We start from the raw sequence: 25596 nt of genomic DNA, 5'->3' as shown, positions 1-25596 counted from the left end.
GCACAGCATCATGACTTTCGACCAGATCGCCGCCCTCGCCGTGCTCGTCGCCGTCGTGGGCATCCTGATCCATGGCAAGATGCGGGCCGATGTCGTCGCCTTGACCGGCGCCGCCGTGCTTCTGCTGCTGGGCGTCGTGCGGCCGGTCGAGGTGCAGGGCGCCTTCGCCAGTCCCGCAGTCATCGCGCTGGCCGGCCTGTTCGTCATCGCCTACGCCATCGAACTGTCCGGCCTCTTGGGCTGGTTGATCCGACAGGCGACGCAGCTTTCCGCCCGGATCGGCGCCCGAGGCATCTGGATCGTCATCGGCCTGTGCGGTTCGGTCGGCGGCTTTCTGAACAACACCCCTGTGGTGGTTTTGGCCGCGCCGGTGATCCGCGACGTGGCCCAATCCTTGCGCCTGTCGCCGAAACGCTTTCTGATGCCGCTCAGCCACGTCACGGTCATGGGCGGTCTGCTGACGCTGATCGGGACATCGACCAATCTGCTGGTCAACGACATGGCCCGCAACGCCGGCCAGCCGGTCTTCGGCCTGTTCGAGATCACCCCCGTGGGTCTGGCCATCGCGGTCGTCGGCGGCCTGTGGCTCTATTTCGTGGGTGCGCGCCAGCTGGGTCGATCGGTCGCCAGGGATGAGGCGGAAACCGCACGCCTGGCGGAAATGGAAGAGGCGCGTCGCCGCGCAGAGGCCGAGGCCATCAATCGTCGCAAGCGCCTGCTGCCGTTCGGCCTGCCGCGCCTGGGCGGATCACGAAACCAGGTCGATGGATCGGGCGATGCGCATCTCGGCGACGTCGAACTGTATGGGGCCGCCGATCGTCCGCTGCGGCTGAGGCCGGCTGCGATCTCGCTTGGCGTGTTTGTCCTGGTGATCTTGTCGGCGGCGCTGGGGTGGGCGCCGATCGCCGCCTCGGCCTTCGCCGGAGCCGTCGGCTTGATCCTGTTGCGCGTCATTACGCCCGAAGAGGCCTATGCCGGACTGCGCCCTGAAATCCTGTTGCTGATCGCCGGCATGGTCGTGGTCGGCACGGCGATCGAGGTGACAGGTCTGGCGTCCGCTGGCGCGGATCGTCTGATCGGCGTGATCCGGCCCCTGGGGCCGCTGGGCGCCTTAATCGTACTTTACGGCGTGACGCTGTTCGCCACCGAACTGCTGTCCAACGCCACCGTCGCGGTGCTGATCACCCCCATCGCCGTGGCCCTGGCCGAAAGCCTTGGCGTCGATCCCCGACCCTTCCTGGTGTGCGTCATGATGGCCGCTTCGGCCGCCTTTGCCACCCCATTCGGCTATCAGACTAATGTGCTGGTCTTCAACATGGGCGGCTACAGCTACATGGACTTCGTCCGCGTCGGCCTGCCTCTGAACCTGATCACCTGGATCGCCGCCATGGTCGCCATCCCGATCTTCTTCCCGTTCTGATCGAGTGGCAGTCGTAGTGGTGCGGGCGGCCGGGCTTGAACCGGCAAGGACTTTCGTCCGGCAGATTTTAAGTCTGCTGCGTCTACCAGTTTCGCCACGCCCGCAGCCCGGTCTGGCCCGGTTTGGCTCCTATAGACGGAACCGGGCCGGGTCTCCAAGTCGTCAGCGTGTTGGGGTCGCCGGCGTGGTCGCGGGCTTCATCGCCCGGAAGTCCACGTCGGAGTCGGCGATCAGCCACAGCAGGCCGGCCCAGGCGGCGACGTTCTGGTTCAATTGCGCCGGGTCGATCTTGTCGAGCGTGTCGTTGGCGGTGTGGTGCAGGTCGAAATAGCGGGTTCCGTCCTGAGCGAGGCCGAAAAAGGGCACGCCCAGCGGGCCCATCGGTCCGACGTCGACGCCGCCTTCGGTCTCGACGCGATCGGAGGCCAGGACGCCGATCGGATAGAGGACGCGGGTCGCGGCCTTCTGAAAGTCTGAGCCTTGCGCGCCGGCGGGCAGGCGCAGGGCATAGACGCGATCGGCGCCGAAATCGCTCTCGCCGGCGATGATGTGCTTGTCCAGCGCTGCGCCCTGGCCGCGGGCGTAGACGCCGCCGCCGTTGCCGGTCTGGGCGGTCGGCTGGGCCACTTCTTCCGAACCGTAGAAGATGACGCGCAGGGTGCGGGCCGGACGGCGGCCGCTGTCGGCGATGGCCTTGGCGGCGGCGATAGTGATGGCGCCCCCTGCCCCGTCGTCGATGGCGCCGGTGCCCAGGTCCCAGCTATCCATGTGGGAGCCCAGGACGATGATCTCGTCGGGCCGGGTCGCGCCGGGCAGATCGCCGATGACGTTCTGGCTGTGCGTCTGATAGGTGCGGGCGGTCGAGGTCAGGCGCATGCGCACCGGCTGGCCCAGGGCGACCAGGCGGCTGACCTGATCGGCGTCGGGCGCGGCCAGGGCGAAGGCGGGAATGGTCGGCTTGCCGTCGACATAGCGGGTGGTGCCGGTGTGCGGCATCCGGTCTTCGTCCGAACCCACCGAACGCATGACGAAGGCCGCCGCGCCCTTGGCCGCCGCCACGCCGGGGCCGGCGCCGCGCACGCGGGTCTGAGGACCATAGCCCGAGCCGTCTTGCATCGGGTGCATCTGACCCAAGTCGACATAGACGATCTTGCCGCGGACGGCGGCCTCGGGCGCGGCCTGCAGGTCTTCGAAGGTGGAGAAGCGCACGATCTCCGCCTCGACGCCGCCCCTCGGCGTGGCCGGCGAGTGGCCCAGGGCGGCGGCGACCAGGGCCTGGGCGTTGTCGCCGACGATGGCGGCCGAGCTTTCACCCCGCTCCCAGCCGACCAGCGGGAACTCTTCGATGCGGACGTTCTGGAAGCCGTTGGCGCGCAGATAGTCAGCGGCCCAGGCAGCGGCCTGCTGCTCGGAGCGCGAACCCGCCGGGCGCGCGCCGAACCGCGTCGTCAGTTGGGTGACATAGTCCATGGCGATGTTCGAGCGCATCGCGGCGTCGCGCACCACGATCGCCTGCTGCACCGTCGCCGCATCCTGAGCATGGGCCGCGGGTGTAAACGCGACAAGACCCAGGGCGACGGCGCTGACGGTCAGCAGACGGATGGACATAAGCAGGCTCCGGACTCAGATGAGAGCCGGACCCTAGGTAGGTTCAGTCATTCTGGAAATAGGGTTCGACCGGACCCTGCAGTTTCACGGTCAGGGCCTTGCCCTTGCGATCCACGCGGTTGCCGAGCGCCAGACGCACCCAGCCTTCGGACACGCAATATTCCTCGACATTGGTCTTCTCTTCGCCCTTGAAGCGAATGCCGACGCCGCGTTGCAGGACCTCGGCGTCGTGATGCGGGCTGGACGGGTCGACCGAAAGGCGATCGGGGGGCGTGTCGGACATGGCGTTGGTCGGGCTCAGATCTCGGGAAGGCGCGGTGATAGACGCGCTGGCGCGCCCTGCCAATCCGAAACCGGGTTCAAAGACCTACGGCAGCAGGGGATAGTGCTGGGCGACAACGGCCATCATCACGGTTCCGACCGCCGGAACGGCGAGTATGATGGCCCGGCGCATGCGGTGCGCCACGTAAAGCAGTTCGCCGATCATGGCGCGGATCCTCGATGTCATCGCTCTCTGACGGGGCGTTCGAAGATCATTGGTCGGACAGCGCTCGCTGTCGAGACGAAACGTCAGCGTCGAGATTACACTTAAGGTTACTGCACAGTTTGCCGGGGCTGGGCGTTGGGGGCGGCTGACGGCTGATAGGCCTGCGGGCCGGTCGCAGCGGGAGCGGCCGCAGGCGTGGCGGCGGGACGGCGCGCCGGAGTCGCGGCCGGGCGAGCCGCCGGTCGCGCAGCGGGCCGGTTGGCGGCCGGGCGCGGCGTCGGACGGGTCGTTGGGGCGGCGGCGGGCTGAGCCGTCGGTGTCGCGGGCGGGGTTGTCACGGCAGGCGCAGCAGCGGCGGCGGGCGTAGCGGCCGGAGGGGGCGTGGCTTCGGCGGCGGCGGCGCGAGCGGCCATCTGCTGGGCCTGGAACCGGGCGGCGAGCTTTTCGGTCAGCTCCTTGGCTTGCGGCGCGCTCATCTGGGCCATGATGGCGGCCAGGGTGCGCGGACGCATGGCGGCGGCGACCGGCAGGCGCACCCGGTCCTCCAGCGCGGCCATGACCGGGGCGGCCTCCTTGGGACGCATGGCGGAATAGACCTGAACCAGACGATCGATCTCGGCCTTCTCGCGCTCGTCGACTTGGCCGAGCATCTGCTTCATCTCGGCCTTCAAGGCTTCCAGCGCCTTGACCTTGGCGTCCAGCTTCTGCTCGGCGGCGACCATCAGCGGCAGGGTGGTTGCGAAGTCTTGATCACGTGCGTCCAGCGCCGCTCGGCGCTGCGACAACGACTGGATGATCTTCAGCTCGGCCGGCGAAATCCCGGCCTGCTGGGCCAGTTGTTCGGGAGACAAGGCGGAACAGGTGCCGGGCAAAGCTGGCTTGGGCGGCGCGCCGGCCGCAGCGGGAACCGCCTCTTCGGCCCAGGCCTTGGCCCCGTCGAAAAGGCCAGGCGCGACGCCGACGGCGCGCACGGCGACGACCCCGCCGATGGCGATGGCGATCAGGGGCAGGATGCGGGGAAGGCGGGCCATGAAATGGGGTTCCGAACTCAGGCGGCGAACAGGTCGTCGTCGAGATTACGACGCGCGGCGTTGAGGCTTTGTTTGGCGGAATGGTTAGCGGAGCGTCCGGCGGTCAGGGCCTGAACGATGGCGGCGACATTGTCGCGCCCGGCGGGCGCAGCCGCTTCATTGCGACGGTTCGAAGAGGGACCGGCCAGTCCCTGGATGCGTTGCGCCAGTGCCGCCATACGCTCGGCCCGCTCCTCGTCTTCGGTCGCGGCCGGCGCCGTGGCCAGGGCGGCCGGGGGCGCGCGACGGACGGGTTCGTCCTCGACGATCCGCGCCGGCGCCACTGCCGGCGCGCGGGCGATCAGGGTCTCCAGCTGGGCCTTGACCTCACGCGCCTTGATGATCCGGTCGTGCAGCAGATCCGTTTCCTGACCCGAGGCCCGAAGAGTGGCCAAGGCGTTTTCGGCGCGGCCCGCCGCGGCGTTCAGTTCGGTCACGGCCTGGGCGAAGGCCAGCTGGCCGGCGCGCAGGGCGGCCAGCTTGCGTTCCAGCTTGATGCCGTAGCCGACCGCCGCGATCAGCAGCACCATCAGCACGCCGTCCATGATCATTCCGGCCATCAGACGTTCACTCCCAGGCGGGCGGCGACTTCCGGATTGACCGGCCCTTCGACGCGTATGGCGATGTGCTGGCCCTTGCGACCCATGCGGCCGGTGGTCAGCGGAATGGAGCCGGCGCGGATCGAAACCTCGGAATCCGGCGTGGCGTTCAGCATCATCGTGTCGCCGACCTTGAGGTTCAGCACGCTGGACAGAGGCATTTGCTGTTCGTCCAGGACCGCGCGGACTTCGGTTTCGGTCGTCCAAATCTCGGTGGCCAAGTGGCCTTCCCAGATGTTGTCGCGGCCGAACTTCTCGCCCATGAACTGCTGCAGCAGCATCTTGCGGATCGGCTCCAGTGTCGCATAGGGCAGCAGCAGTTCGATGCGACCACCGCGATCCTCCATGTCGATCCGCAGTTTGATCAGGATGGCGGCGTTGGCGGGACGCGCGATGGCGGCGAAGCGCGGGTTGGTCTCCAGCCGGTCCAAGTTGAAGTGGACCGGGGTCAGCGGCTCGAACGCCTGGCGCGCGTCGTTCAGCACGACCTCGACCATCCGCTGCACCAGCACGCGCTCGATGGTGGTGTAGGGCCGGCCTTCGATGCGCAGCGCCGCCGTGCCGCGACGACCGCCCAGCAGCACGTCGACGATCGAATAGATCAGGTTAGAATCGACCGTCAGCAGCCCGTAGTTGTCCAGCTCCTCGGCACGAAACACCGCCAGGATGGCCGGCAGCGGGATCGAGTTCAGATAGTCGCCGAACCGGATCGACGAAATATTGTCCAGGCTGACTTCGACGTTGTCGGAGGTGAAGTTGCGAAGGCTGGTCGTCATCAACCGCACCAGGCGGTCGAACACGATCTCCAGCATCGGCAGACGCTCGTAGCTGACGAGCGCGGAGTTGATAATGGCCCGGATGCCCGAGCGTTCTGAACCGTCGTCTTCGCCCAGGTCGAAGCCCAGCAGGCTGTCGATCTCATCCTGGTTCAGGACGCGTTCGGACAGGGCGTCGCCGGGATCGCCCAGACCGCCGAACGGATCGAGTTGCGCCGCGTCCGTCATGCCTATTGCACCAGCATTTCTTCGATCAGCACGGCGTCGACCTTGCCCGGAGCGGCGATTAGATTGACGCGGCGCAGGATCTCGGCGCGCAGCTGATAGGTGCCGGCCGAGCCGCTGAGGTCCTCGGGGCGCAGTTCGCGCACGAAGCCGGTGAACATGTCCTGCAGACGCGGCATCTCTTCCTGCAGATGGGTCGCCACCTCGGCGTCCTGCATCTCCAGGGTCAGCTTCAGCTTCAGGAAGGTCGGACGGCCGTCGGGCGACTGGATGTTCATGACCATGTCGGGCAGGGTGTAGAAGGTGACGCCATCCGGCCCCGCGGCGATGACGCCCAGCGCAGGATCGGCCTCGCCTTCCTTGCCGCCGCCGTGACCGCCGCCTTCCTGCTTCTCTTCCTTGCCCTCGGCCTTCTTGTCGGCCTTCTCTTCTCCGTGGCCGGCTTCAGCCTCGGCGCCGTGCGCTTCGGCGGGCTTGGGCTTCAGCATGAAGAAGGCCGCCGCTCCCCCGCCGCCCAGCACCAGCAAGGCGACCGGCGCAATGATGAACAGCAGCGGGATTTTCTTCTTCTTGGGCGCGGCTGCGTCACCATCGGCGGCCTCGCCTTCGGTCACGGCCGGCAGGTTGGCGTCGGCGTCGGCCGCAGGCGCACCCTTCTTCTTGCCGAACTTGAACATGCGCGCGCCCCGGAGACTCTCTCATCGCGAGGATCGTCCGGTTTGGTTAACGCGACGTTTACAATGGGCAGGATTTGCCGGGTCGGAAGCGGCATGATCCTGCTCAAACCCGCATTGCGCCTGAATTAACCCTGTTGGCACGGCCGTTGCGAGAGGCTGAGGCGAAGGAGCACGCCTCTCGTGGAAAACGCCGCCTATATCGGATTGTCACGCCAGATGACGCTGCGTCGCGAACTGGACATCGTGGCCAACAACGTCGCCAACGCCAACACCACCGGCTTCAAGGTCGAGCAGCTGATGCTGAGCGCCGAGATCGGCCAGCGGGCGCGCAACGACTCGATCCGCCCGTCCGCCAGCTTCGTGCTGGACAATGGCGTGGGCCGCGACTTTGGCCAAGGCTCGATGCAGCAGACGGGCCGCTCGCTGGACTTCGCCATCTCCGGCGAAGGCGCCTTCTTCACCGTGCGTGACGGCGCCAACGGCGAGGCCTACACCCGCGACGGCGCCTTCACCCTAGACCCGGAGGGGCGTTTGACCACCAAACAGGGTCAGGCCGTCCTTGGCGGCGGCGCGGAGATCGTGCTGGACCCCGCGCTCGGCGCGCCCAGCGTCGGCGCCGACGGCACCATCACCCAGAACGGACAGGTCACTGGCCGGCTGTCGGTCGTGCGTTTCGATACGCTGGGCGTGCTCGAAAAGGGCGGCGACAGCCTCTACCGCAATAAGTCCAACGCCCAGCCGATCGAGGCCGCCGACGCCCAGGTTCATCAGGGCTCGCTGGAGTCCTCCAACGTCAATCCGTTGATCGAAATCACCAATCTCGTCGAGATCAGCCGCGCCTACGAGAGCATTTCCAAGCTGATCGAGAACACCACAGACCTGAGCCGTCGCGCCGTCGAGCGCCTCGGCAAGGCCGCTTAAAGGAGAGCCGGAACATGCGCGCTCTGAGAACCGCAGCCTCGGGCATGGCCGCCCAGCAGCTGAACGTGGAGGTCATCTCCAACAACATCGCCAACATGAACACGGTGGGCTTCAAGAAGCAGCGCGCCGAGTTTCAGGACCTGCTGTACCAGAACGTAGAACGCATGGGGGCCCAATCCTCGGCCTCCGGCACCGTGGTTCCAACGGGCATCCAGATCGGCGCAGGCGTCAAGGCCGGGGCCGTCTATCGGATCACCGAACAGGGCACGCCCCAGGCGACGGGCAACCCGTACGACATGGCCATCGACGGCAAGGGCTATTTCCAGATCAGCCTGCCTTCTGGCGAAAAGGCCTACACCCGCGCCGGCAATCTGCAGGTCAATCCAGAAGGCCAGATGGTGACCGACGACGGCTATCTGCTTGAGCCGGCGATCACCATCCCGCAGGACGCGACCAAGGTATCGATCTCCAAGACCGGTCTGGTTCAGGTGACCCAGGCCGGACAGCCCGCCCCGACCACGGTCGGGCAGATCGAACTGGCCAGCTTCTTCAACGAGGCGGGTCTGGAAGCTATCGGCGACAACCTGCTGCTGGAAACCGCCGCGTCCGGGCCGGCGATCGTCGGGACGCCCGGCGACGCGGGCTACGGCCAGATCATGCAGTCCTACACCGAGGCGTCAAACGTGGACGCGGTAGCAGAGATCAGCGCCCTGATCGTGGCGCAGCGCGCCTATGAAATGAACTCCAAGGTCATCAGCACCGCCGACCAGATGCTGTCCGTCGCCTCGCAAGTGAAGGGCTAACGCTATGACCATGATCCGTTCCCTGCTGCTCGCCGCCGCCGTCAGCGCCTTCGCGGGCGCCGCCATCGCCAACCCGGTCGTGCTGCGCGCCAATCCCGTGGACTATGACGGTCGCGTCACCCTGGGCGACATCTTCGAGGGCGCGGGCGCCGCAGCCAATGTCGCCGTCGCCGAACGCGTCGGTCCCTCGGTCGTGCTGGACGCCGGTCAACTTCAGGGCCAGGCGCGTCAGGCGGGCCTTGACTGGAGCAATCCCAACGGCCTGCGCCGCGTCGCCGTGCGCCGTTCGGCCGGACCCGTTCAGACCGTGGCCGAGGCCGCGCCGACGGACGCCGTCCAGGCTCCCCAACCTATCGCCCGCGCCGCCTATCGTCCCGGCGCCGCGCCGCAGGTCATCGCCCGCAACGATATGGTGCGCGTCACCTATCAGGTCGGCGGCGTGAACCTGGCCGTCATGGGCAAGGCCATGCGCAGCGCCGGTCTGGGCGAACCAGTGGCCATCATGAACACCACCTCCAACCGCGTCATCGACGCGGTCGCCTCCGGTCCCGGCCAGGCCATCGCCGGCCCCGGCGCCGACATGGCCCGCGCCAATCCCCAACAGTTCGCCGCCCGCTAGGGAATCCAAGTCATGCGTAAAACCGTTCTGATCCTCGCCGCCCTCGCCCCGCTCGCCGCCTGCTCGACCGTCGCCGAAACGGTGCGCGGTCCGGAACTGGCACCCATCGGCTATCCCGCCGCCCTGATCCCGGCGCAGCAAGCCTATTTGCCTGCGCGCGAGACCGCGCCGGCCAGCGCCAACAGCCTGTGGCGCACGGGCGCCCGCACCTTCTTCGGCGACCAGCGCGCGCGCCATATCGGGGACATCCTGACGGTCAAGATCGACATCGACGATCGCGCTCAGACCCAGAACTCGACCCAGCGCTCGCGCTCCAACGAGATCAATGCCGGCGTCAGCAATCTGTTCGGCCTGGAAAGCAGCCTGGGTCGCGCCTTCCCCGGTGGCTTCGATCCGTCGAAGATGGTCGGCATGGAAGGCGATCTGAAGTCGTCGGGCAATGGTTCGGTCACCCGCGCCGAGAAGGTGTCGCTGACCATCGCCGCCGTCGTCACCGACGTCCTGGCCAACGGCAATCTGGTGATCCAGGGTCGGCAGGAAGTGCGCACCAACCGCGAGGTCCGCGAATTGACCGTCGCCGGAATCGTCCGCCCAGAAGACATCTCATCGGCCAACGCCATCAACCACACCCAGATCGCCGAGGCGCGCATCTCCTACGGCGGTCGCGGCGACGTCAGCCGCGTCCAGGCCCCGCCCGTGGGTCAGGCGCTGGCGGAACGCTTCAGCCCGTTCTGAAGCGAGCTGACCCTGCGGGTTGAACTGCGGACGGATAACCGCGTTCAAAGGAAATGCGGTCGTCCGATCTCTTGCGGTCACAGCCGCGTCTGACGACATTTAAGGCGACGCGGCGCTGCGCGTCGTCGGCGGGGGCTGACACATGATGCTGATACTCTCCGCCCTGATGGCGGTCGCGATACAGACTGCGCCCGCCGCAGGCTGGACCTGGAGCCTGTACGAGGGCGAGGGGCCGATGGTGCTGGCCAACGACATCCCCGACACCGCCACCCTGCGCGCCACGCTGCAATGCCTGCCGGGTTCGGGCGCGGTCTCGGTTGCGGTCTATGGCGGGGATGCATCCGCCGGCTTTGCTCGCATCACCTCGGGCGGGTCGACGGCCACCAGCGAGGCCCGCGTCGGGCGCGGCGGCAAGCTGGAGACGGCGATCCCCGTCGATCACCCCGCCTTTTCCGCCTTCGTGTCGAACGGCCGGATGACGATCGCCGTCGGCGACGACGCCAACACAATCACCGTGGAACGTCCGCACATGGCCAAGCTGCGTCGTTTCGCCGACCGCTGCGCCGGCTGAGGACCTCAGGCATGCGTCTTCGATTGATATCAGCCTTGATCGCCGTGTCGGCGCTCGCCGCTTGCGCGACCCAGGCCCCGATGCCCGCCGCCGGATCTGCGGCGACCGCATCGGCGCCTGCGGCCACGCCCGGTTACGACTGGTTCCTGAATACCGATGGTCAGGAGGCCATGCTGGCTTACGGGGTCGCCAACAGCGACGAAGTCAAACTTCGGCTCGTCTGCCAAGTGGGGTCGAGCGCGCTGGAATTGACAGCCTCCAGCGACAAGCCGGGCCGCGAAATCTATCTCGAATCAGGCGGCGACACCGAGCGCTATCGCTCCGCATCTGAGCCGGCCGTCGTGCATGACGGCGAACTGCTGACGGCGCAGGCCAAGACCAAGGATCCGGTCTTCCAGCGCTTCCGCCGTCTGGGCTGGATCGCCGCCTGGGCTGATGACGAACGTCACGTCTATGCCGCCCATCCCGCCGCAAAGGTGCAAATCGAGCGGTTCTTCACCGTCTGCGGTTGACGCATCGGCTCTGCTCGGCTTGCGTGCCCCTCCTGACAGGAGGGGCGTCATGAAGATTTCTTATCTGGCTATCGCAGCCATGCTTGCGGCTGGTTCGCCGATTGCGGCCGCCGCGCAGACGCCGCCCGCTGCCGTCGCAACCGCCCCGGCAGACGCCGCGCTGAACGCCGTCATCGCCGACTACGAGACCTATCTGAAGTCGGTCGATCCGATTTCGGCCGGCGGAGAGGGCGATGTCGAGGCGATGGGCCGCGTGCCTGACCTGTCGCGTGAGTTTGAACTGGCCCAGCGCGCACCGCGGGAAGGGTTCGTGCGGCGGCTGACGGCCATCAACCCGGCAAGTCTTTCCCACGCCGGCGGCATCAACCACGCCTTCCTGCTCTATACGCTTAACCGCAGCCTGGAAGGGTTGGACTACGACACCAGCCGCTTGGCGTTCGACTCCGAAGGCGGCCCCGGAACCTGGGCGCTCTACGTCGGCGGCAGCACGCGCCTGAACTCGGTCGCGGAGTCGGAGGCCTATATCAAGCGTATCCGGGGCTTCGGCCAAATCTACGCCCAGACGACCGCCAACGCCCGGCGCGGCCTGGACACCGGTCTGGTCCAGGCCCGATCGGTAACCGAAAGCGCCCTGACGCTGGCGCGAAACGATGTGGCGATCAAGCCGGACGCCGAGCCGCTGCTGAAGCCCTTGGCCACCCTGCCATCCACCGTGTCTCAGGCTGATAAGGATCGCCTGACTGCGGAGGCGACGGCGGCGGTTTCGGGAACGATCGTTCCCGCTCGCCAGGCCTGGCTGGCCTTCCTTGAAAGGGATTATTTGCCCAAGGCGTCGGTCCAGCCGGGTATCGGCGATCGGCCCGGCGGCAAGGAACTCTACGCCTATCTGGTGCGCGGCCACACGACGACCGACCTGACGCCGGACCAGATCCACCAGATCGGCTTGGACGAGGTCGCGCGCATCCGCGCCCGCATGGATGTGGAGATGAAGGCGTCGGGCTGGACCGGCGACTTCGCCGGCTTCCTGAACTTCCTGCGCACCGATCCTCAGTTCTATGCGACCAGCCGCGAGGCCCTGTTGCAGCAGGCGTCGGAGATGGCCAAGCGCGCGGATGGCGGTTTGCCGCCCCTGTTCGCCACCCTGCCCCGCCTGACCTACGACGTGCAGCCCGTGCCGCCGCAGATTGAGGAAAACTACACCACAGGCCGCTACAACGGCGGTTCGATGCAGAACGGCGTTTCGGCTCATTACATCGTCAACACGTCCAAGCTGGATCAGCGTCCGCTGTACGAGTTGCCCGCCCTGACCCTGCATGAGGCCGTTCCGGGCCATCACCTCCAGATCGCCTTGCAGCAGGAGGCGCCCGGCCAACCCTATTTCCGCCGTCAGGCCAATGTCAGCGCCTATACCGAGGGCTGGGGCCTATATGCCGAATATCTAGGCGAGGAGATGGGCTTCTACCGCACGCCTTACGAGCGGTTCGGCCGCCTGTCCTATGAGATGTGGCGCGCCTGCCGACTGGTCGCGGACACCGGCCTGCACTGGATGGGCTGGACCGAGGAACAGGCCCGCGCCTGTTTCCGCGACAACTCGGCCCTTGCGCCCCACAACATCGAGACCGAACTTCAGCGCTACATCGGCTGGCCCGGCCAGGCCACGGCCTACAAGATCGGGGAAATTCGCCTGCGCGAGATCCGGGCGCGGGCCGAGCGAGAGCTGGGGCCGAAGTTCAACATCCGCACCTTCCACGACGCCCTGCTGGTCGAGGGCCCGCTGCCGCTGGCGCTGTTGGACCAGCGGATGGACGCCTGGATCGCGGAGCAGAAGGCGAAATAGACTGTGCGGCTTACGCCCAGTCCGGCTCCGGCAAACCCTTTGACCGCAGGAATTCCGGGTTGAACAGCTTGGACGCATAGCGCGAGCCGGGATCGCACAGGCAGGTCACGATGGTCTTGCCGGGCCCAAGCTCGCGCGCCAGCCGCACCGCGCCGGCGATGTTCACCCCCGCCGATCCGCCCAGCGACAGACCTTCGTGCTTCACGAGGTCGAACAGGATCGGCAGAAACTCCGCGTCCTCGATCCGATAGGCGTAGTCGGGTTTGAAGCCTTCCAAATTGCCGGTGATGCGGGCCACGCCGATCCCCTCGGTGATCGACGATCCCTCGCCCGTCATCTCGCCCTTGGTGAACCAGTTGAACATGGCCGCGCCCGCTGGATCGGCCAGGGCGATGGTCACATCCGGCTTCTGCTCGCGCAGATAGGCGCCGACGCCGGCGATGGTTCCGCCCGAGCCGACGGCCGAGACGAAGGCGTCGACCTGACCGTTGGTCTGCGTCCAGATTTCGGGGCCGGTCGTGTTGTAGTGGGCCTCGCGGTTGGCGGTGTTGTCGAACTGATTGGCCCAGATGGCGCCGGCCTCTTCGCTGTCGTTCAGCTCGGCGGCCAGACGCCCGGAATAGTGGACGAAGTGGTTCGGGCTGGAAAAGGGCGCGGCGTCCACCTCGACCAGGCGCGCGCCCAGCGAACGGATGGCGGATTTCTTCTCTTCCGACTGGGTGCGGGGAATGACGATGACGACCGGATGCCCCAAGGCGGCCCCGACCAAGGCCAGGCCGATGCCGGTGTTGCCGGCCGTGCCCTCGACGATCGTCCCGCCGGGTTTCAGCGCGCCGGACGCCCGCGCGCCCTGCACGATCGACAGGGCCGCGCGATCCTTGATCGAGCCGCCGGGATTCAGAAACTCGGCCTTGCCCAGGATTTCGCAGCCCGTCGCGTCGGACAGGCGGTTCAGGCGCACCAGCGGCGTATTGCCGATCAGGTCGATGACGGATGACGTAGCGGACAAGGTTGGGCTTTCAGGCGAAGGTCGAAACAGGGCGGATCAGGCGGCGGCCTGGCGTTGCCCTAAGTGGATGCCGCACTCGACCTTGTCCATGCCCGACCAACGTCCGGCGCGGGCGTCTTCGCCGTCCTGGACCGCACGGGTGCAGGGCCAGCATCCGATGGAGGCATAGCCCTGCTCGACCAGCGGATGGCGCGGCAGATCGTTCTCCTCCAGCCAGGCCTCCACGTCGTCGGCGTCCCAGTTGGCCAGGGGATTGATCCGCAGCACTTCGTCCAACACCTCGAACGGCTTCAGCTTTGCCCGCGTGGCGGATTGATAGCGTTTACGTCCGGTGATGAGCGCATTGAACCCGGCGGTCGCCCGCGCCAGCGGCCGCACCTTCCGCAGATCGCAGCAGGCGTCGGCGTCGGTCTTCCACAGGTCGTCGCGCGCATCCAGCGTCGCCTTCTCGCCCGCATCCGGCGTAACCAGCCGCACGTCGGTCAGGCCCAGCGCCTTGGTCAGTTGCGTGCGATAGGACAGGGTCTGGAGGAAATGCTGGCCTGTCTCCAGAAACACCACCGGCACGGTCTTGTCCTCGCCGGCGATGATGTCCAGCAGGGCGGCGGACTCGGCGCCGAAGGACGAGATGGCGCCGACCCGCAGGCCCAGCGCCGGATCCAGCGCCGCCTTCAGGATTTCGGACGCGTCTAGGCCCTCGGTCTCGCGGTTCAGCCGTTCGGCCAGCGCGTCCAGGTCGCGGTCGTTCGACGCCGCACGCCGACGCTGCCAGATCGTCGGCGCGGGATCGACCGCCGGCTGATAGGCGCCGCTGAACGCCCGGTCCATCCGGTCCCAGGCGGCCGCATCCGCGCCCTCGGTCAGTTCCACCGCGTCGAAGCCCGAACGCCGAAGGTGTCGCGCCTGATCCGGCAGGACCTTGCCCGCCGCGATCAGCCGCCCGGCGTAACCGCGCTCTCGCAGCACCGCCGCCAGCGAGAAGCCGCGTCCGTCGCGGAAGGCGTCGAACTCCAGCACCAGCGTGTCTTCGCTTGCGGCGGCCGTCTCAACCTCCTCCAGCGGGGTCGTCACCGACAGGCGCAGCCCGTTCTGTATGCCCTCAAGCCGTTGCATCGAGCGTCTCATAAATGGCGTCGCGGAAGGGATCGGGTCCGACGCGGCGCACCGTGTCAATGAACCGCTCGCCGTCCGTGCGGATTTGCAGATAGCGGTCGAGGGTCCGGTGGATGGCCGGCGCGACCTCGTCTGCCGGCAGGCTCTTGCCCACGATGTCGCCCAGAGCCGCCTGTTCGTCGGGCGAGCCGCCGACGGTGATCTGGTAATATTCCTCGCCCTTGCGATCGACGCCCAGCACGCCGATGTGGCCGACGTGGTGGTGGCCGCAGGCGTTGATGCATCCGCTCATATTGATGCGGACCGGCCCCAGCTTCTCCTGATAGTCCATGTCCGCCAGCCGCTTCGACAGGGCCTGGGCCACCGGGATCGAGCGGGCGTTGGCGAGGCTGCAATAGTCCAGGCCCGGGCAGGCGATCACGTCGGTCGCCAGATCGGCGTTGGCCGTCGCCAGCCCCGCCTCTCGCAGCGCTCGCCAAAGAGTCGGCACGTCGTCCAGCTTCACATGCGGCAGGACCAGGTTCTGCTCATAGGCGGCGCGCAGTTCGTCGAACGCATAGCGCTCGGCCAGGTCCGCCACCGCGTCCATTTGGTCAGCCGTGATGTCGCCGGGCACGCCCCCGACCGGCTTCAGCGACACCACCACCGAGGCGTAGCCAGACTGGCGATGACGGCGGACGTTGTTGCGGGCGAACCGGGCGAAGTCGGGATCGGCCAGCAGGGCGCGGTCGAATGGGGCGCTGGTCTTGGGCAGGGCCTCGAACAACGGCGAGGCGAAATAGGCCTGAATGCGCGCGGCCTCGTCCTCGGGGATGCGCAGATCCTCGTGGCGCAAGGTGGCGTAATGCTTGTCCACCTCCTCGCGGAAGGCCTCGATCCCTAGCGAGGCGACCAGGATCTTAATCCGCGCCTTGTGGATTTTGTCGCGCCGACCCAGCAGGTTCCAAGCCCGCAGGATGGCGGTCAGATAGGCCAGAAGGTCCGCCGCAGGCACGGCCGGGGCGATCTCCTGCGCGATATGCGGCAGACGTCCCTGCCCGCCGCCGACGAAGACGCGGAAGGCGGTTCCGCCATCCTCGCCCTTGACGATCTGAAGGCCGACATCGTGGGTGCGGATCGCCGCCCGATCCTTCTCGGCCCCGATCACCGCGATCTTGAACTTGCGCGGCAGGAAGGAGAATTCGGGGTGGATGGTGGACCACTGACGGATGATCTCGCACCAGGGACGCGGATCCTCGATCTCGTCGCCGGCGGCCCCGGCGAAGACGTCGGTGGTGGTGTTGCGGATGCAGTTGCCCGAGGTCTGGATGGCGTGCATCTCGACATCGGCCAGATCGCTCAGGATCGCCGGCAGGTCGGTCAGGGCCGGCCAGTTGTACTGGATGTTGCAGCGGGTGGTGAAGTGACCGTAGCCCTTGTCGTAGGTCCGCGCGATATGGCCCAGCCGGCGCATCTGACGACTGCTCATCACGCCATAGGGAATGGCGACGCGCAGCATATAGGCGTGCAGTTGCAGATAGACCCCGTTCATCAGCCGCAGCGGCTTGAACTCGTCCTCGGTCAGGGCGCCGGATGCGCGGCGCGCCACCTGGTCCGAGAATTCCTCGACCCGTTCACGCACCAAGGCGTGGTCGAACTCGTCATAGCGATACATCAGGCGGGCTCCCGCGCCAGGCTGTTGCCTACGGTCGGCCCGGTCGCGCGGATGCGCTCTTTGAGTCTGTCGCGGCCTGACGGCGTGCGGTCCTGAACGTCGAACAGATAGGGATTCACGAAGACGTCCGGCCGCCCGGCGACATCAGCCAGCACGAGTTCGGCCGCCGTATCGTCCAGCACCGAAGCCTGATTGATGTGCTCGACCGGCTGGTTGCCGACGCCCGCATAGATGACGCGGCCGTCCGACAGGCGGTTTGCGGTGACGACCTTCACGCCGCCGCCTCCGTCCGCGTCTCGGCGACAGCGGAGAAGGCGGCCGTCTCGCCGACGAACAACAGGGCCGGGCCGGCGAGGTTCGCGCCGCGCACCAGGGCGCCCAGCCCGTCCAGTCGCCCGCTCAGAACCCGCTCGTCCGGGCGGCTGCCGTTCTCGACAATGGCGACGGGTGTCAAGGGCGAGCGACCCGCCGCAATCAGGCGCGCAGCCGTCTCCTCGGCTCGGTCCGTGCCCATATAGATGGCCAGGGTGTGGTTCGTTCCGGCCAGCCGCGTCCAGTCGGCCTCGACGCCGCCCGGTTTGGCCTGGGCCGTCACGAAGGTGACCGCCTGGGCGTGATCGCGATGGGTCAGGGGGATGCCCGCCGAGGCCGCGCAGGCCAGGGCCGCCGTCACACCGGGCACCACGAAGACCGGCACGCCGGCCGCCCGCATGGCCTCCAGCTCCTCGCCGCCGCGACCGAAGACGAAGGGATCGCCGCCCTTCAGTCGCACGACCCGATGACCGGCGCGGGCCTCCTCGATCATCAGGGCCTCGATCTGATCCTGCGGCACCGAGTGCTCGCCGCGTGCCTTACCCACATACAGACGCTTGGCGTCGCGCCGCGCCCGCTCCAGCACCGCCTCGGGCACAAGACGGTCGTGGATGATGACGTCGGCGTCCTGCAAGACCCGCAGCGCCTTCAGGGTCAGCAGTTCCGGGTCGCCCGGCCCTGCGCCGACGATGTGGACCACGCCCTGTTCGGGTGCGGCCGAGTTCAACAGGCGCAGCATCTCGCGCCGGGCCTCGGCCGTCCGACCTTCCGCCGCCAGCGTCACGGCCGGACCCCGGAAGGCCTTCTCCCAGAAGCGACGGCGCGCCATGAAGTCCGGCACGCTGGCCTTGACCGTATCGCGCAACTCGCGCGCCAGCCGCGCCACATTCGCCAGTCCGGCGGGCAGCACGCCCTCAATGGCCGTGCGGATATCCCGCGCCAGAATGGGCGCCGATCCGCCGGTCGCCACGCCGATCACGACCTGGTCGCGGTCGATCAGGGCAGGGGTCTGGAAATCGCTCAGATGCGGCTTGTCCACCACATTGACCTGAGCCCCCGCCGCCCGCGCCAGGGCGACCAACCGCGTCAGCTCATCAGCGTCGTCCAACGCCATGAACACCAGACGCGCGCCCGCCAGGTCGCCAGCCTCCGGCGCGCGCAGCATCGGCTCGGGCGACGTCAAAGGCGTCTCGATCTTCGGCGGCGCGCCGTCCGGTGCGAACCAGACCACCTCGGCCGGCGTGTTCAGGAACAGTCGCAGCTTGGCCAACGCCGGCTCGCCGCCGCCGATGATCACGATCTTTGCGGCCTCCAGCGGAATGGAGGCGAGAAATACACGCATCGTCTTGCTTTCTGGGCCGTCGGGAGAGGAAACAGGGACGACGGCAGGGCGCGAACCTTCGTCTTCCCTGTCCAGAGCCGCAAACCAGATTGCCTTTGTCTCGCTGATAGGATTTCTATCCGCGATGGCCCGTCCCCTGCTCCCGCTCAACGCCCTGCGCGCCTTCGAGGCGGCTGCGCGTCATCTGAACTTCTCGCGCGCCGCCGACGAACTGTCGGTGACGCCCGGCGCGGTCAGCCAGCAAATCCGCCTCTTGGAAGACATCGTCGGCGGGCCGCTGTTCGTGCGCGAGGCGCGGGGCCTGCAACTGACCGACCTGGGCCGTTCCTCCGTGCCGCTGCTGCGCGAGGGGTTCGAGCGGCTGATGGACGCGTCGGCCCTGTTGCGCGAACCCCCGCGTCGCAAACAGGTGTCGATTAGCGTAGCGCCCGGCTTCGCCTCCAAATGGCTGATGCCGCGCATGGACGACTTCCATACCGCCCATCCCGAGATCGAACTGTGGATCTCGGCAGACATGGAGCCGGCGGACCTGAGCGAGGGCAAGGTGGATCTGGCGGTGCGCTACGGTCCCGGCGACTATCCCGGCCTGACGGTCGATCGGCTGATGACCGAAACGGTCCTGCCCGTCTGCGCCCCATCGCTGATGGATGGCGACAAGCCGATCCGTAAGCCCGCCGACCTGATCGGACACACCCTGTTGCACGACATGTCCAACGACGGCGACCCCAGCCGCCCGGACTGGGCCATGTGGCTGAAGGCGCGTGGCATTCGTCACCCCGACCCGCGTCGAGGCTCGCGTTTCAACCAGTCAGGTCTGTTGATCGAGGCCGCCATATCGGGGCGCGGCGTGGCGCTGGCCAAACGCACCCTGGCCCAGGCGGACCTGGCGTCGGGGCGGCTGGTTGCGCCGTTCCCCGATGGCTCGGAAGCGGTCGGCTTTGCCTATTATGTGGTCCAACCCCGCGACCGGCCGCCTTCGCCCAGCGCGACGGCTTTTGTCGGCTGGCTGAAGAAACAGGCCGTGGATCACGACAATACGATGGGTCAGTTGTAGGGTCCGTTTCACCGCAGACTGGCGGCGCAGGAAAAGGACATCCGCCATGGCTGACGACAAGGCCCCTCGCCTCGCGGTCCTGATCGATGCGGAGAACGCTTCCGCCCGCATCGCAGAGGCGCTCTTCAGCGAAATCGCCACCTTGGGCGAGGCCTCGGCGCGGCGAATATACGGCGACTTCGCCAGCCCGCAGATCGCCGGCTGGACGCGGGTCCTGGCTCGTTTCGCCATCCAGCCGCAGCAGAACTTCGCCAACACCAAGGGCAAGAACTCGGGCGACATCGCCTTGATCATCGATGCGATGGACCTGCTGCATTCAGGGCGATTCGACGGTTTCTGCCTGGTGTCGTCGGACGCTGACTTCACCCGACTGGCGGCGCGCATCCGCGAGGAAGGCGTCGATGTCTATGGTTTCGGCGAGCAGAAGACGCCCGAAAGCTTCCGTCAGGCCTGCACCCGCTTCATCTATACCGAGAACCTGATCGCGCCGGTTACAGTCGACGCCGGGGCCAAGTCGCCCGTGGCCGAGGCGACGGCGACCAAGCGCAAGCCATCCGAAGCGGCGCGACTGATCGCGGCCATCATCGCCGACATGGACGAGGACGGCGACGGCTGGGTGGCGGTGGGCGGCATCGGCAATCGGCTGCGCAACGCCCATCCCGACTTCGATCAGCGCACCTATGGCTACGCCAAGCTGTCAGACCTGATCCGCGCGACCGGCCGGTTCGAGGTCGAGACCGGCGAACGCGGCGCGATGCGAATTCGCGACCGCGCCTGACGCGTTTACGCGCGGACGGCTTGGCTCGCGGAAACGCCGAGGGCCTGAAGCGCGGCGGCGGTGATGTGTTCGGCGTTCAGGCCGGCCTGGGCGTACATCGCCATGGGCGCATCCTGGTCCTGGAAGACGTCGGGCAGGTTCAGGGTGCGGATCTTGAGCCCGCCGTCCAGCGCGCCCTTTTCGGCCAGCAGTTGCAGCACGAAGGCGCCGAAGCCGCCCATGGCGCCTTCTTCGACCGTGATCAGGGCCTCGTGCTCGCGCGCCAGACGCAGGATCAGATCGGCGTCCAGCGGCTTGGCGAAGCGGGCGTCGGCGACGGTGGCCGACACGCCCTTGGCGGCCAGCATGTCCGCCGCCTTCAGTGATTCCTGCAGACGGGTGCCCAGGCTAAGGATGGCGACCGAAGTCCCCTCGCGCACGATCCGGCCCTTGCCGATCTCAAGCGGCGCAGCGAGTTCCGGAATCTCCACGCCCACGCCGTCGCCGCGCGGATATCGGAAGGCGCTGGGCCGGTCGTCGATGGCCAGGCTGGTCGAGATCATCGCCGCCAGTTCGGCCTCGTCGGCGGCGGCCATCAGCACCATGCCGGGCAGCGCGCCCATGAAGCCGATGTCGAACGATCCCGCGTGCGTGGCGCCATCCGACCCAACCAGGCCCGCCCGGTCCATGGCGAAACGGACAGGCAGCGACTGGATCGCCACGTCGTGGACCACCTGGTCGTAACCGCGCTGAAGGAAGGTCGAATAGATCGCGCAGACCGGCTTCATGCCGTCCGCCGCCAGACCGGCCGCGAAGGTGACCGCGTGCTGTTCAGCGATGCCGACGTCATAGGTCCGCTCGGGGAAGGCCTGACCGAACAAGTCCAGACCCGTGCCGGACGGCATGGCCGCCGTGATTGCCACGATCGACGGATCGACCTTGGCGTGTTTGATCAGCTCGGTTCCGAACACCTTGGTGTAGCTGGGGGCGTTGGAGATGGCCTTGGCCTGCTTGCCCGAGACCACGTCGAACTTGACGACCGCATGGAGTTTGTCGGCGCTGCTTTCGGCGGGGGCGTAGCCCTTGCCCTTCTGCGTCACGACGTGGACCAGCACCGGGCGGTCCTCGATGGCGGCCGCCTTCTTCAGGATTGGCACCAGATTGTCCATGTCGTGGCCGTCGATCGGACCGACATAATAGAAGCCCAACTCTTCGAAGAAGGTGCCGCCGGTGACCATGCCGCGAGCGTATTCCTCGGCCTTCTTGGCCGCCTTGCGGAAGGGGCGCGGCAGGTGCTGGGCCACCGTCTTGCCCAGGCGGCGGACGTTCTGATAGGCGCCGCCCGACACCAGGCCGGCCAGATAGGCGCTCATCCCGCCAACCGGCGGCGCGATCGACATGTCGTTGTCGTTCAGGATGACCATCAGCTGGCCGCTGGTCGCCTCGGCGGCGTTGTTCATCGCCTCATAGGCCATGCCGGCGGACATGGAGCCGTCGCCGATGACCGCTACGACGCGGTTCTTCTCACCCTTCTGATCGCGCGCGGCGGCGAAGCCCAGGGCGGCGCTGATGGAAGTCGAGGCGTGGGCCGCGCCGAAAGGATCGTATTCGCTCTCGCTGCGCTTGGTGAAGCCCGACAGGCCGCCGCCCTGGCGCAGGGTGCGGATGCGGTCGCGCCGTCCGGTCAGGATCTTGTGCGGATAGCACTGATGCCCGACGTCCCAGATCAGGATGTCCTTGGGCGTCTCGAACACATGGTGCAGCGCCGTGGTCAGTTCGACCACGCCCAGCCCCGCGCCCAGATGGCCGCCGGTGACGGACACGGCGTCGATTGTCTCGGCCCGCACCTCCTGCGCCAGCTGTTTCAACTGGGCGATATCGAAGTCCCGCGTGTCGGCGGGCGTCTTGACGGTGTCGAGTAGCGGGGTGTCGGGCATCAGCCGTAAAACCTTGGAAAGTCTGGTCGATCAACCCGCAGGTCGGTTCAACGTTTCGTATCAGGACCGGCGCTTTAGCACAAAGTCCACGCTGGCCCTGAGGATTTCGGCCTCGTCGCCGAACGGCTCCAGATGCGAACGGGCTTGATTGGCGAGATGCGCGACCCTTTGCCGCGCCGCTTCCAGACCCAGCAGGGTGACGAAGTTGGTCTTGCCGAGAGCCGCGTCCTTGCCCCCGGCAGCCTTGCCCATTTCCTCGGCCGACCCTTCAGCATCCAGCAGGTCGTCGACGATCTGATAGGCCAGGCCGACATCGTGGGCGAAGCTGATCAGAGCGTGGCGATGTTGGGCCGAGGCTTCGGCGATGATCAGAGGAATTTCGAAGGCGTAAGCGAACAGAGCGCCGGTCTTGAGCCGCTGCATCCGGGCCACGCCGCCCAGGTCGTCACGCACGCCCAGCAGATCGATCATCTGACCGCCCGCCATGCCCCGCGCGCCGGACGCCAGCGACAGCCGCGCCGCCAGTTCACAGCGCACGGCCGCATCCTCATGGGTGTCGTCATGCAGGATGATGTCAAAGGCGGCCGTCTGCAGCGCATCGCCGGCCAGCACCGCCGTCGCCTCGTCATAGGCCCGGTGAACGGTCGGCCGACCCCGGCGCACGTCGTCGTCGTCCATGCACGGCAGGTCGTCGTGAACCAGGCTATAGGCGTGGACGCATTCCAGCGCGCAGGCGGCGCGCAATACCGATCGCTCATCGATATCGAAAAGGCGTGCGGCCTCCAGCGCGAAGAACGGCCGCAAGCGTTTGCCGGGACCCAGCGCCGCATAGCGCATCGCCTCGGTCAGGCGGGATTCCGGGCCCTCGGCGCGCGGTAGCAGTTCATCCAGCGCTACCGTGACCAGATCGGCGACCTCAGCCACGCGATCGATCACCGCCTGTTCCGGCGAGTTCGCGGCGATGACCCGGTTCACGAAAACCGGCTCCAGACCAGGCTCGAAGACGAAGCAGGGATCATTCGAACGACGCCGCCTCGACGCCCTTGGCCTGACCGTCCGGGCCGACCACGATCTTTTCCACACGCAGTTGAGCCGCCTTCAGCCGCGCCTCGCAATGCGCCTTCAGCTTGGCGCCCTCTTCATAGAGGGCGATCGATTCTTCCAGCGGCGCCTGGCCGGATTCCAGGCGAGACACGATGGTCTCCAGGCGCTTCAGGGCGTCTTCGAAGCTGAGATCGGCGGGGATGGCGGCGGCGGTATCGGTCATGGCGCGGACCCTAGAGGCGCGCGCGGGGCGCATCAACGTCAGAAGCGGCTATCGTTTCTCGTAGCGACGCTGCGACCAGTATTTGAAGCCTTGGTTCTGGACCAGCTTCCAGCCGTCGGCCTTCAGCGCGCGCCCGACCATATGGTTGAAATAGCCATGGGCGAAGACCAGCACGTCCTGACCGCTCTCGGCGCGTGCAATCAACTTTTGCGCCGCCTGATCGGCCCGCGCCTCGGCCTGGGCGCGGGTTTCCTGGCCGCCGTGATGATCGAAGGCGTGCCACCAGAAGCGCGACACCACGCCCCACCATTTGGGCGACAGCTTGATCCATTCTGGAATCGGCGGCGGCGGCAGGGGCGCCTCGATGAACATGACGTCGGCCATGACCTCACGCCCCGCAGCGACAGCAGCGGCGGTTTCCTGGGCGCGCTGACGGGTCGAGGCGTAGATGGCCCCAGCCCCTTGGGCGGCAGCAACCAGTTCGGGCGGCGGGGTCTGGCCGGCCAGCAGGCCGCCGATCTCATATTTCGCCCACCAGTCGCCGTACTGGCGCGCAGAGATCAGACACTTGCGCGACAGGGCTGGCTCGCCGTGACGCGTCAGGATGATGGCGCCGGGACGGACAGCGACAAGCGCGCCGACGGATGGTTCAGCGTCAGGCGGGGATACGGACGGTTCGGTCGAATCGAGGGACAAGGCGGGGGCTGACATGACAAACGGACGGGCCTTTGGTTTCAAGGCGTTAGGCGTCCTCAGTCCTCCCCGAGCGCAGCGACGTGGGCGACCGCAGAGCGGCCTAGTCCTTCAAGGTCGTAACCGCCCTCAAGCGCCGACACAACCTTGCCCGAACAGGTCCGACGCGCGACCTCCAGAATCGCACGCGTCGCCCAAGCGAAATCCTCGGCCTCCAGCGACTGATGCGCCAGTGGATCGCGCCTGTGGGCGTCGAAACCAGCCGAGATCAGGATCAGGTCCGGCCGGAACGATTCCAGCGCCGGCATCAATCCGCCGGCGAAGGTCGCACGCCAGTTCTCGCGCGCCGCATGGGGCGCGACGGGGGCATTGACGATATTGCCGACGCCTGTCTCTGACGCCGCGCCCGTGCCGGGATAGAGCGGCATCTGATGGATGGAGGCCAGGAACAGGCTGTCGTCGTCTTCGAACGCCGCCTGGGTGCCATTGCCGTGGTGAACGTCGAAATCGACCACCGCCACCCGCGCCATCCCTTCAGATTGAGCCGCGCGAGCCGCGACGGCGACGGAGGAGAACAGGCAAAATCCCATCGCGCGGTCCGGCTCGGCGTGGTGGCCCGGCGGGCGCACGGCGGCGAAGGCGCGGTCCATCTCGCCCCGCGCCACGGCCCTCACCGCATTGATCGCCGCCCCCGCCGCCAGCCGCGCCGCCGGTACGCTGCCGGGTGAAAGGACGGTGTCGGCATCCAGTTGGACCATGCCGGCGACCGGCGAGGCGTCCAGCAGGCGCGCGACATAGGCGGCGGGATGCACCCGCTCCAGATCTACAACCTCGGCCTGCGTGGCGGCGCGCCGGTCGCGGGCCAGGCTTGCGTCGTCCAGAGCATCCAGCACCGCCTTCAGCCGCTCGGGACTTTCGGGATGGCCCGCGCCCGGCGTGTGGGACAGCATGGACGGATGGGTGAAGATCGGCAGGGACATTGAAGCGACGATACGACGGGCTTTCGGACTTGTCGCCCGTGACGCGCACCAAGGCGCGCGCTAGAGCCGACGCATGACCGAAATCGTGATCCGCCATGCCCGCCCCGAAGACGCCGCCGCCTTGGGCGCCCTGGGCCGCCAGACCTTTATCGACACTTTCGTCGAGGGGTTCGGCATCCCCTATCCCGAGGCGGACCTGAACGCGTTTCTGGACGCCAGTTTCGATCTGGAACCGACGCTGAAGAAGTTGGCGGAGCCCGACTGCGCCTGGTGGGTGGCCGACCGCGACGGCGAGCTGCTGGCCTTCGCCAACGCCGGCCCCAACGGCCTGCCCCACCCCGAGGCCAGACCGTCGCACATGGAACTGCGCCGGCTCTATGTGTCCAAGGCGGCGCAAGGTCTGGGGCTTGGAACCAGACTGCTGAAGCTTTCTCTGAACTGGATGGAAACCCACACGGACGGACCGCTGTGGATCGGCGTCTGGAGCGGCAACGACAAGGCCCGGCGCCTCTATGCCGCCTACGGCTTCGAGAAGGCAGGCGAGTACGACTATCCCGTCGGCGCTTGGTGCGACCGCGAGTTCATCTTGCGGCGCGACTGATCCGGGTTCACATCCCT

Annotated in this window: 28 protein-coding genes and 1 tRNA gene; 11 read left to right on the top strand and 18 right to left on the bottom strand. The window is 67.3% G+C overall.

Features of this window, described 5'->3' with window-relative positions:
* Positions 1–10 precede the first annotated feature (10 nt).
* Positions 11–1420: an SLC13 family permease gene (locus E4341_RS05470; RefSeq protein WP_165118585.1), complete on the top strand. Its 1410-nt coding sequence runs from the start codon at positions 11–13 to the stop codon at positions 1418–1420.
* Between the two features lie 17 nt (positions 1421–1437).
* On the opposite strand, the gene E4341_RS05465 is transcribed toward E4341_RS05470, so the two are convergent.
* The 8 genes from E4341_RS05465 to E4341_RS05430 form a co-directional block, all read right to left on the bottom strand.
* A tRNA-Leu gene (locus E4341_RS05465) sits at positions 1438–1524 on the bottom strand.
* Positions 1525–1582: 58 nt separating this feature from the next.
* On the bottom strand, positions 1583–3028 hold the full coding sequence (locus E4341_RS05460; RefSeq protein WP_165115757.1) for a M20/M25/M40 family metallo-hydrolase: 1446 nt from the start codon (positions 3026–3028) through the stop codon (positions 1583–1585).
* A 43-nt stretch (positions 3029–3071) separates the two neighbouring features.
* Complete coding sequence (locus tag E4341_RS05455) at positions 3072–3311, bottom strand: DUF3297 family protein (protein WP_045810378.1); 240 nt, start codon at positions 3309–3311, stop codon at positions 3072–3074.
* 84 nt (positions 3312–3395) lie between these two features.
* Positions 3396–3536, bottom strand: coding sequence for a hypothetical protein (locus tag E4341_RS05450; RefSeq protein WP_165113656.1), 141 nt, complete (start codon positions 3534–3536; stop codon positions 3396–3398).
* 86 nt (positions 3537–3622) lie between these two features.
* A complete protein-coding gene (locus tag E4341_RS05445; RefSeq protein ID WP_165115755.1) occupies positions 3623–4546 on the bottom strand; it encodes a MotE family protein in 924 nt (307 codons plus the stop codon).
* A 17-nt stretch (positions 4547–4563) separates the two neighbouring features.
* Entirely contained in the window at positions 4564–5145 is a 582-nt protein-coding gene (locus tag E4341_RS05440; protein ID WP_165115753.1) for a DUF6468 domain-containing protein, read from the bottom strand.
* Positions 5145–6188: a flagellar motor switch protein FliM gene (fliM, locus tag E4341_RS05435; protein WP_165115751.1), complete on the bottom strand. Its 1044-nt coding sequence runs from the start codon at positions 6186–6188 to the stop codon at positions 5145–5147. The genes E4341_RS05440 and fliM overlap by 1 nt, the downstream gene beginning before the upstream one ends.
* A gap of 2 nt (positions 6189–6190) precedes the next feature.
* On the bottom strand, positions 6191–6862 hold the full coding sequence (locus E4341_RS05430) for a flagellar basal body-associated FliL family protein (protein ID WP_165115749.1): 672 nt from the start codon (positions 6860–6862) through the stop codon (positions 6191–6193).
* A 180-nt stretch (positions 6863–7042) separates the two neighbouring features.
* On the opposite strand from E4341_RS05430, the gene flgF reads away from it, so the two are divergent.
* The 7 genes from flgF to E4341_RS05395 all read left to right on the top strand — a co-directional run bounded on the left by flgF (position 7043) and on the right by E4341_RS05395 (position 12860).
* Entirely contained in the window at positions 7043–7783 is a 741-nt protein-coding gene (gene flgF, locus E4341_RS05425) for a flagellar basal-body rod protein FlgF (RefSeq protein WP_165115747.1), read from the top strand.
* A gap of 14 nt (positions 7784–7797) precedes the next feature.
* Positions 7798–8586: a flagellar basal-body rod protein FlgG gene (gene flgG / locus E4341_RS05420; protein ID WP_055754135.1), complete on the top strand. Its 789-nt coding sequence runs from the start codon at positions 7798–7800 to the stop codon at positions 8584–8586.
* 10 nt (positions 8587–8596) lie between these two features.
* Complete coding sequence (locus E4341_RS05415) at positions 8597–9205, top strand: flagella basal body P-ring formation protein FlgA (protein ID WP_370458467.1); 609 nt, start codon at positions 8597–8599, stop codon at positions 9203–9205.
* A gap of 12 nt (positions 9206–9217) precedes the next feature.
* Positions 9218–9940, top strand: a complete 723-nt coding sequence (flgH, locus tag E4341_RS05410) for a flagellar basal body L-ring protein FlgH (protein ID WP_165115743.1) — start codon at positions 9218–9220, stop codon at positions 9938–9940.
* Positions 9941–10082: 142 nt separating this feature from the next.
* Complete coding sequence (locus E4341_RS05405) at positions 10083–10511, top strand: hypothetical protein (RefSeq protein WP_165115741.1); 429 nt, start codon at positions 10083–10085, stop codon at positions 10509–10511.
* Between the two features lie 11 nt (positions 10512–10522).
* Entirely contained in the window at positions 10523–11023 is a 501-nt protein-coding gene (locus tag E4341_RS05400) for a hypothetical protein (RefSeq protein ID WP_165115739.1), read from the top strand.
* Between the two features lie 49 nt (positions 11024–11072).
* Positions 11073–12860 carry a DUF885 family protein gene (locus E4341_RS05395; RefSeq protein ID WP_165115737.1) on the top strand — a complete coding sequence of 596 codons (1788 nt, stop codon included), beginning with the start codon at positions 11073–11075 and terminating at the stop codon, positions 12858–12860.
* A gap of 10 nt (positions 12861–12870) precedes the next feature.
* Here E4341_RS05395 and E4341_RS05390 read toward each other — a convergent pair whose 3' ends face one another.
* The 5 genes from E4341_RS05390 to cysG are packed head-to-tail and all read right to left on the bottom strand — an operon-like array spanning position 12871 to position 18290.
* On the bottom strand, positions 12871–13869 hold the full coding sequence (locus tag E4341_RS05390; RefSeq protein WP_165115735.1) for a cysteine synthase A: 999 nt from the start codon (positions 13867–13869) through the stop codon (positions 12871–12873).
* A gap of 36 nt (positions 13870–13905) precedes the next feature.
* Positions 13906–14982, bottom strand: coding sequence for a phosphoadenylyl-sulfate reductase (locus E4341_RS05385; RefSeq protein WP_165115733.1), 1077 nt, complete (start codon positions 14980–14982; stop codon positions 13906–13908).
* On the bottom strand, positions 14969–16636 hold the full coding sequence (locus E4341_RS05380) for a nitrite/sulfite reductase (RefSeq protein ID WP_165115730.1): 1668 nt from the start codon (positions 16634–16636) through the stop codon (positions 14969–14971). Before E4341_RS05380 ends, E4341_RS05385 begins: the two co-directional genes overlap by 14 nt.
* Entirely contained in the window at positions 16636–16911 is a 276-nt protein-coding gene (locus E4341_RS05375; protein ID WP_165115728.1) for a DUF2849 domain-containing protein, read from the bottom strand. Before E4341_RS05375 ends, E4341_RS05380 begins: the two co-directional genes overlap by 1 nt.
* Complete coding sequence (cysG, locus tag E4341_RS05370; RefSeq protein WP_165115726.1) at positions 16908–18290, bottom strand: siroheme synthase CysG; 1383 nt, start codon at positions 18288–18290, stop codon at positions 16908–16910. The genes E4341_RS05375 and cysG overlap by 4 nt, the downstream gene beginning before the upstream one ends.
* Before the next feature lie 124 nt (positions 18291–18414).
* Between cysG and gcvA the strand changes: the two genes are divergently transcribed.
* Positions 18415–19344, top strand: coding sequence for a transcriptional regulator GcvA (gcvA, locus tag E4341_RS05365; protein WP_017504469.1), 930 nt, complete (start codon positions 18415–18417; stop codon positions 19342–19344).
* A gap of 46 nt (positions 19345–19390) precedes the next feature.
* Positions 19391–20122, top strand: a complete 732-nt coding sequence (locus E4341_RS05360; protein ID WP_165115724.1) for an NYN domain-containing protein — start codon at positions 19391–19393, stop codon at positions 20120–20122.
* A 5-nt stretch (positions 20123–20127) separates the two neighbouring features.
* On the opposite strand, the gene dxs is transcribed toward E4341_RS05360, so the two are convergent.
* The 5 genes from dxs to E4341_RS05335 all read right to left on the bottom strand — a co-directional run bounded on the left by dxs (position 20128) and on the right by E4341_RS05335 (position 24978).
* Positions 20128–22041, bottom strand: a complete 1914-nt coding sequence (dxs, locus tag E4341_RS05355) for a 1-deoxy-D-xylulose-5-phosphate synthase (protein WP_156146763.1) — start codon at positions 22039–22041, stop codon at positions 20128–20130.
* Positions 22042–22098: 57 nt separating this feature from the next.
* A complete protein-coding gene (locus E4341_RS05350; protein WP_165118583.1) occupies positions 22099–22974 on the bottom strand; it encodes a polyprenyl synthetase family protein in 876 nt (291 codons plus the stop codon).
* Between the two features lie 79 nt (positions 22975–23053).
* Entirely contained in the window at positions 23054–23305 is a 252-nt protein-coding gene (locus E4341_RS05345; protein ID WP_017504472.1) for an exodeoxyribonuclease VII small subunit, read from the bottom strand.
* A 48-nt stretch (positions 23306–23353) separates the two neighbouring features.
* Complete coding sequence (locus E4341_RS05340) at positions 23354–24016, bottom strand: histidine phosphatase family protein (RefSeq protein WP_165115723.1); 663 nt, start codon at positions 24014–24016, stop codon at positions 23354–23356.
* 41 nt (positions 24017–24057) lie between these two features.
* Positions 24058–24978: a histone deacetylase family protein gene (locus E4341_RS05335; RefSeq protein ID WP_165115722.1), complete on the bottom strand. Its 921-nt coding sequence runs from the start codon at positions 24976–24978 to the stop codon at positions 24058–24060.
* 73 nt (positions 24979–25051) lie between these two features.
* Between E4341_RS05335 and E4341_RS05330 the strand changes: the two genes are divergently transcribed.
* The gene (locus E4341_RS05330; RefSeq protein WP_165115721.1) at positions 25052–25579 is read left to right on the top strand and encodes a GNAT family N-acetyltransferase; all 528 of its coding nucleotides are present in this window, start codon (positions 25052–25054) and stop codon (positions 25577–25579) included.
* Positions 25580–25596: the final 17 nt, after the last annotated feature.

It is taken from the genome of Brevundimonas sp. 'scallop', from assembly GCF_011045535.1.
GTDB classification, from domain to species: Bacteria; Pseudomonadota; Alphaproteobacteria; order Caulobacterales; family Caulobacteraceae; genus Brevundimonas; species Brevundimonas vesicularis.
The sequence above is the reverse complement of the archived record's forward strand: the minus strand, read 5'-3'. Positions and strand labels throughout refer to the sequence as shown.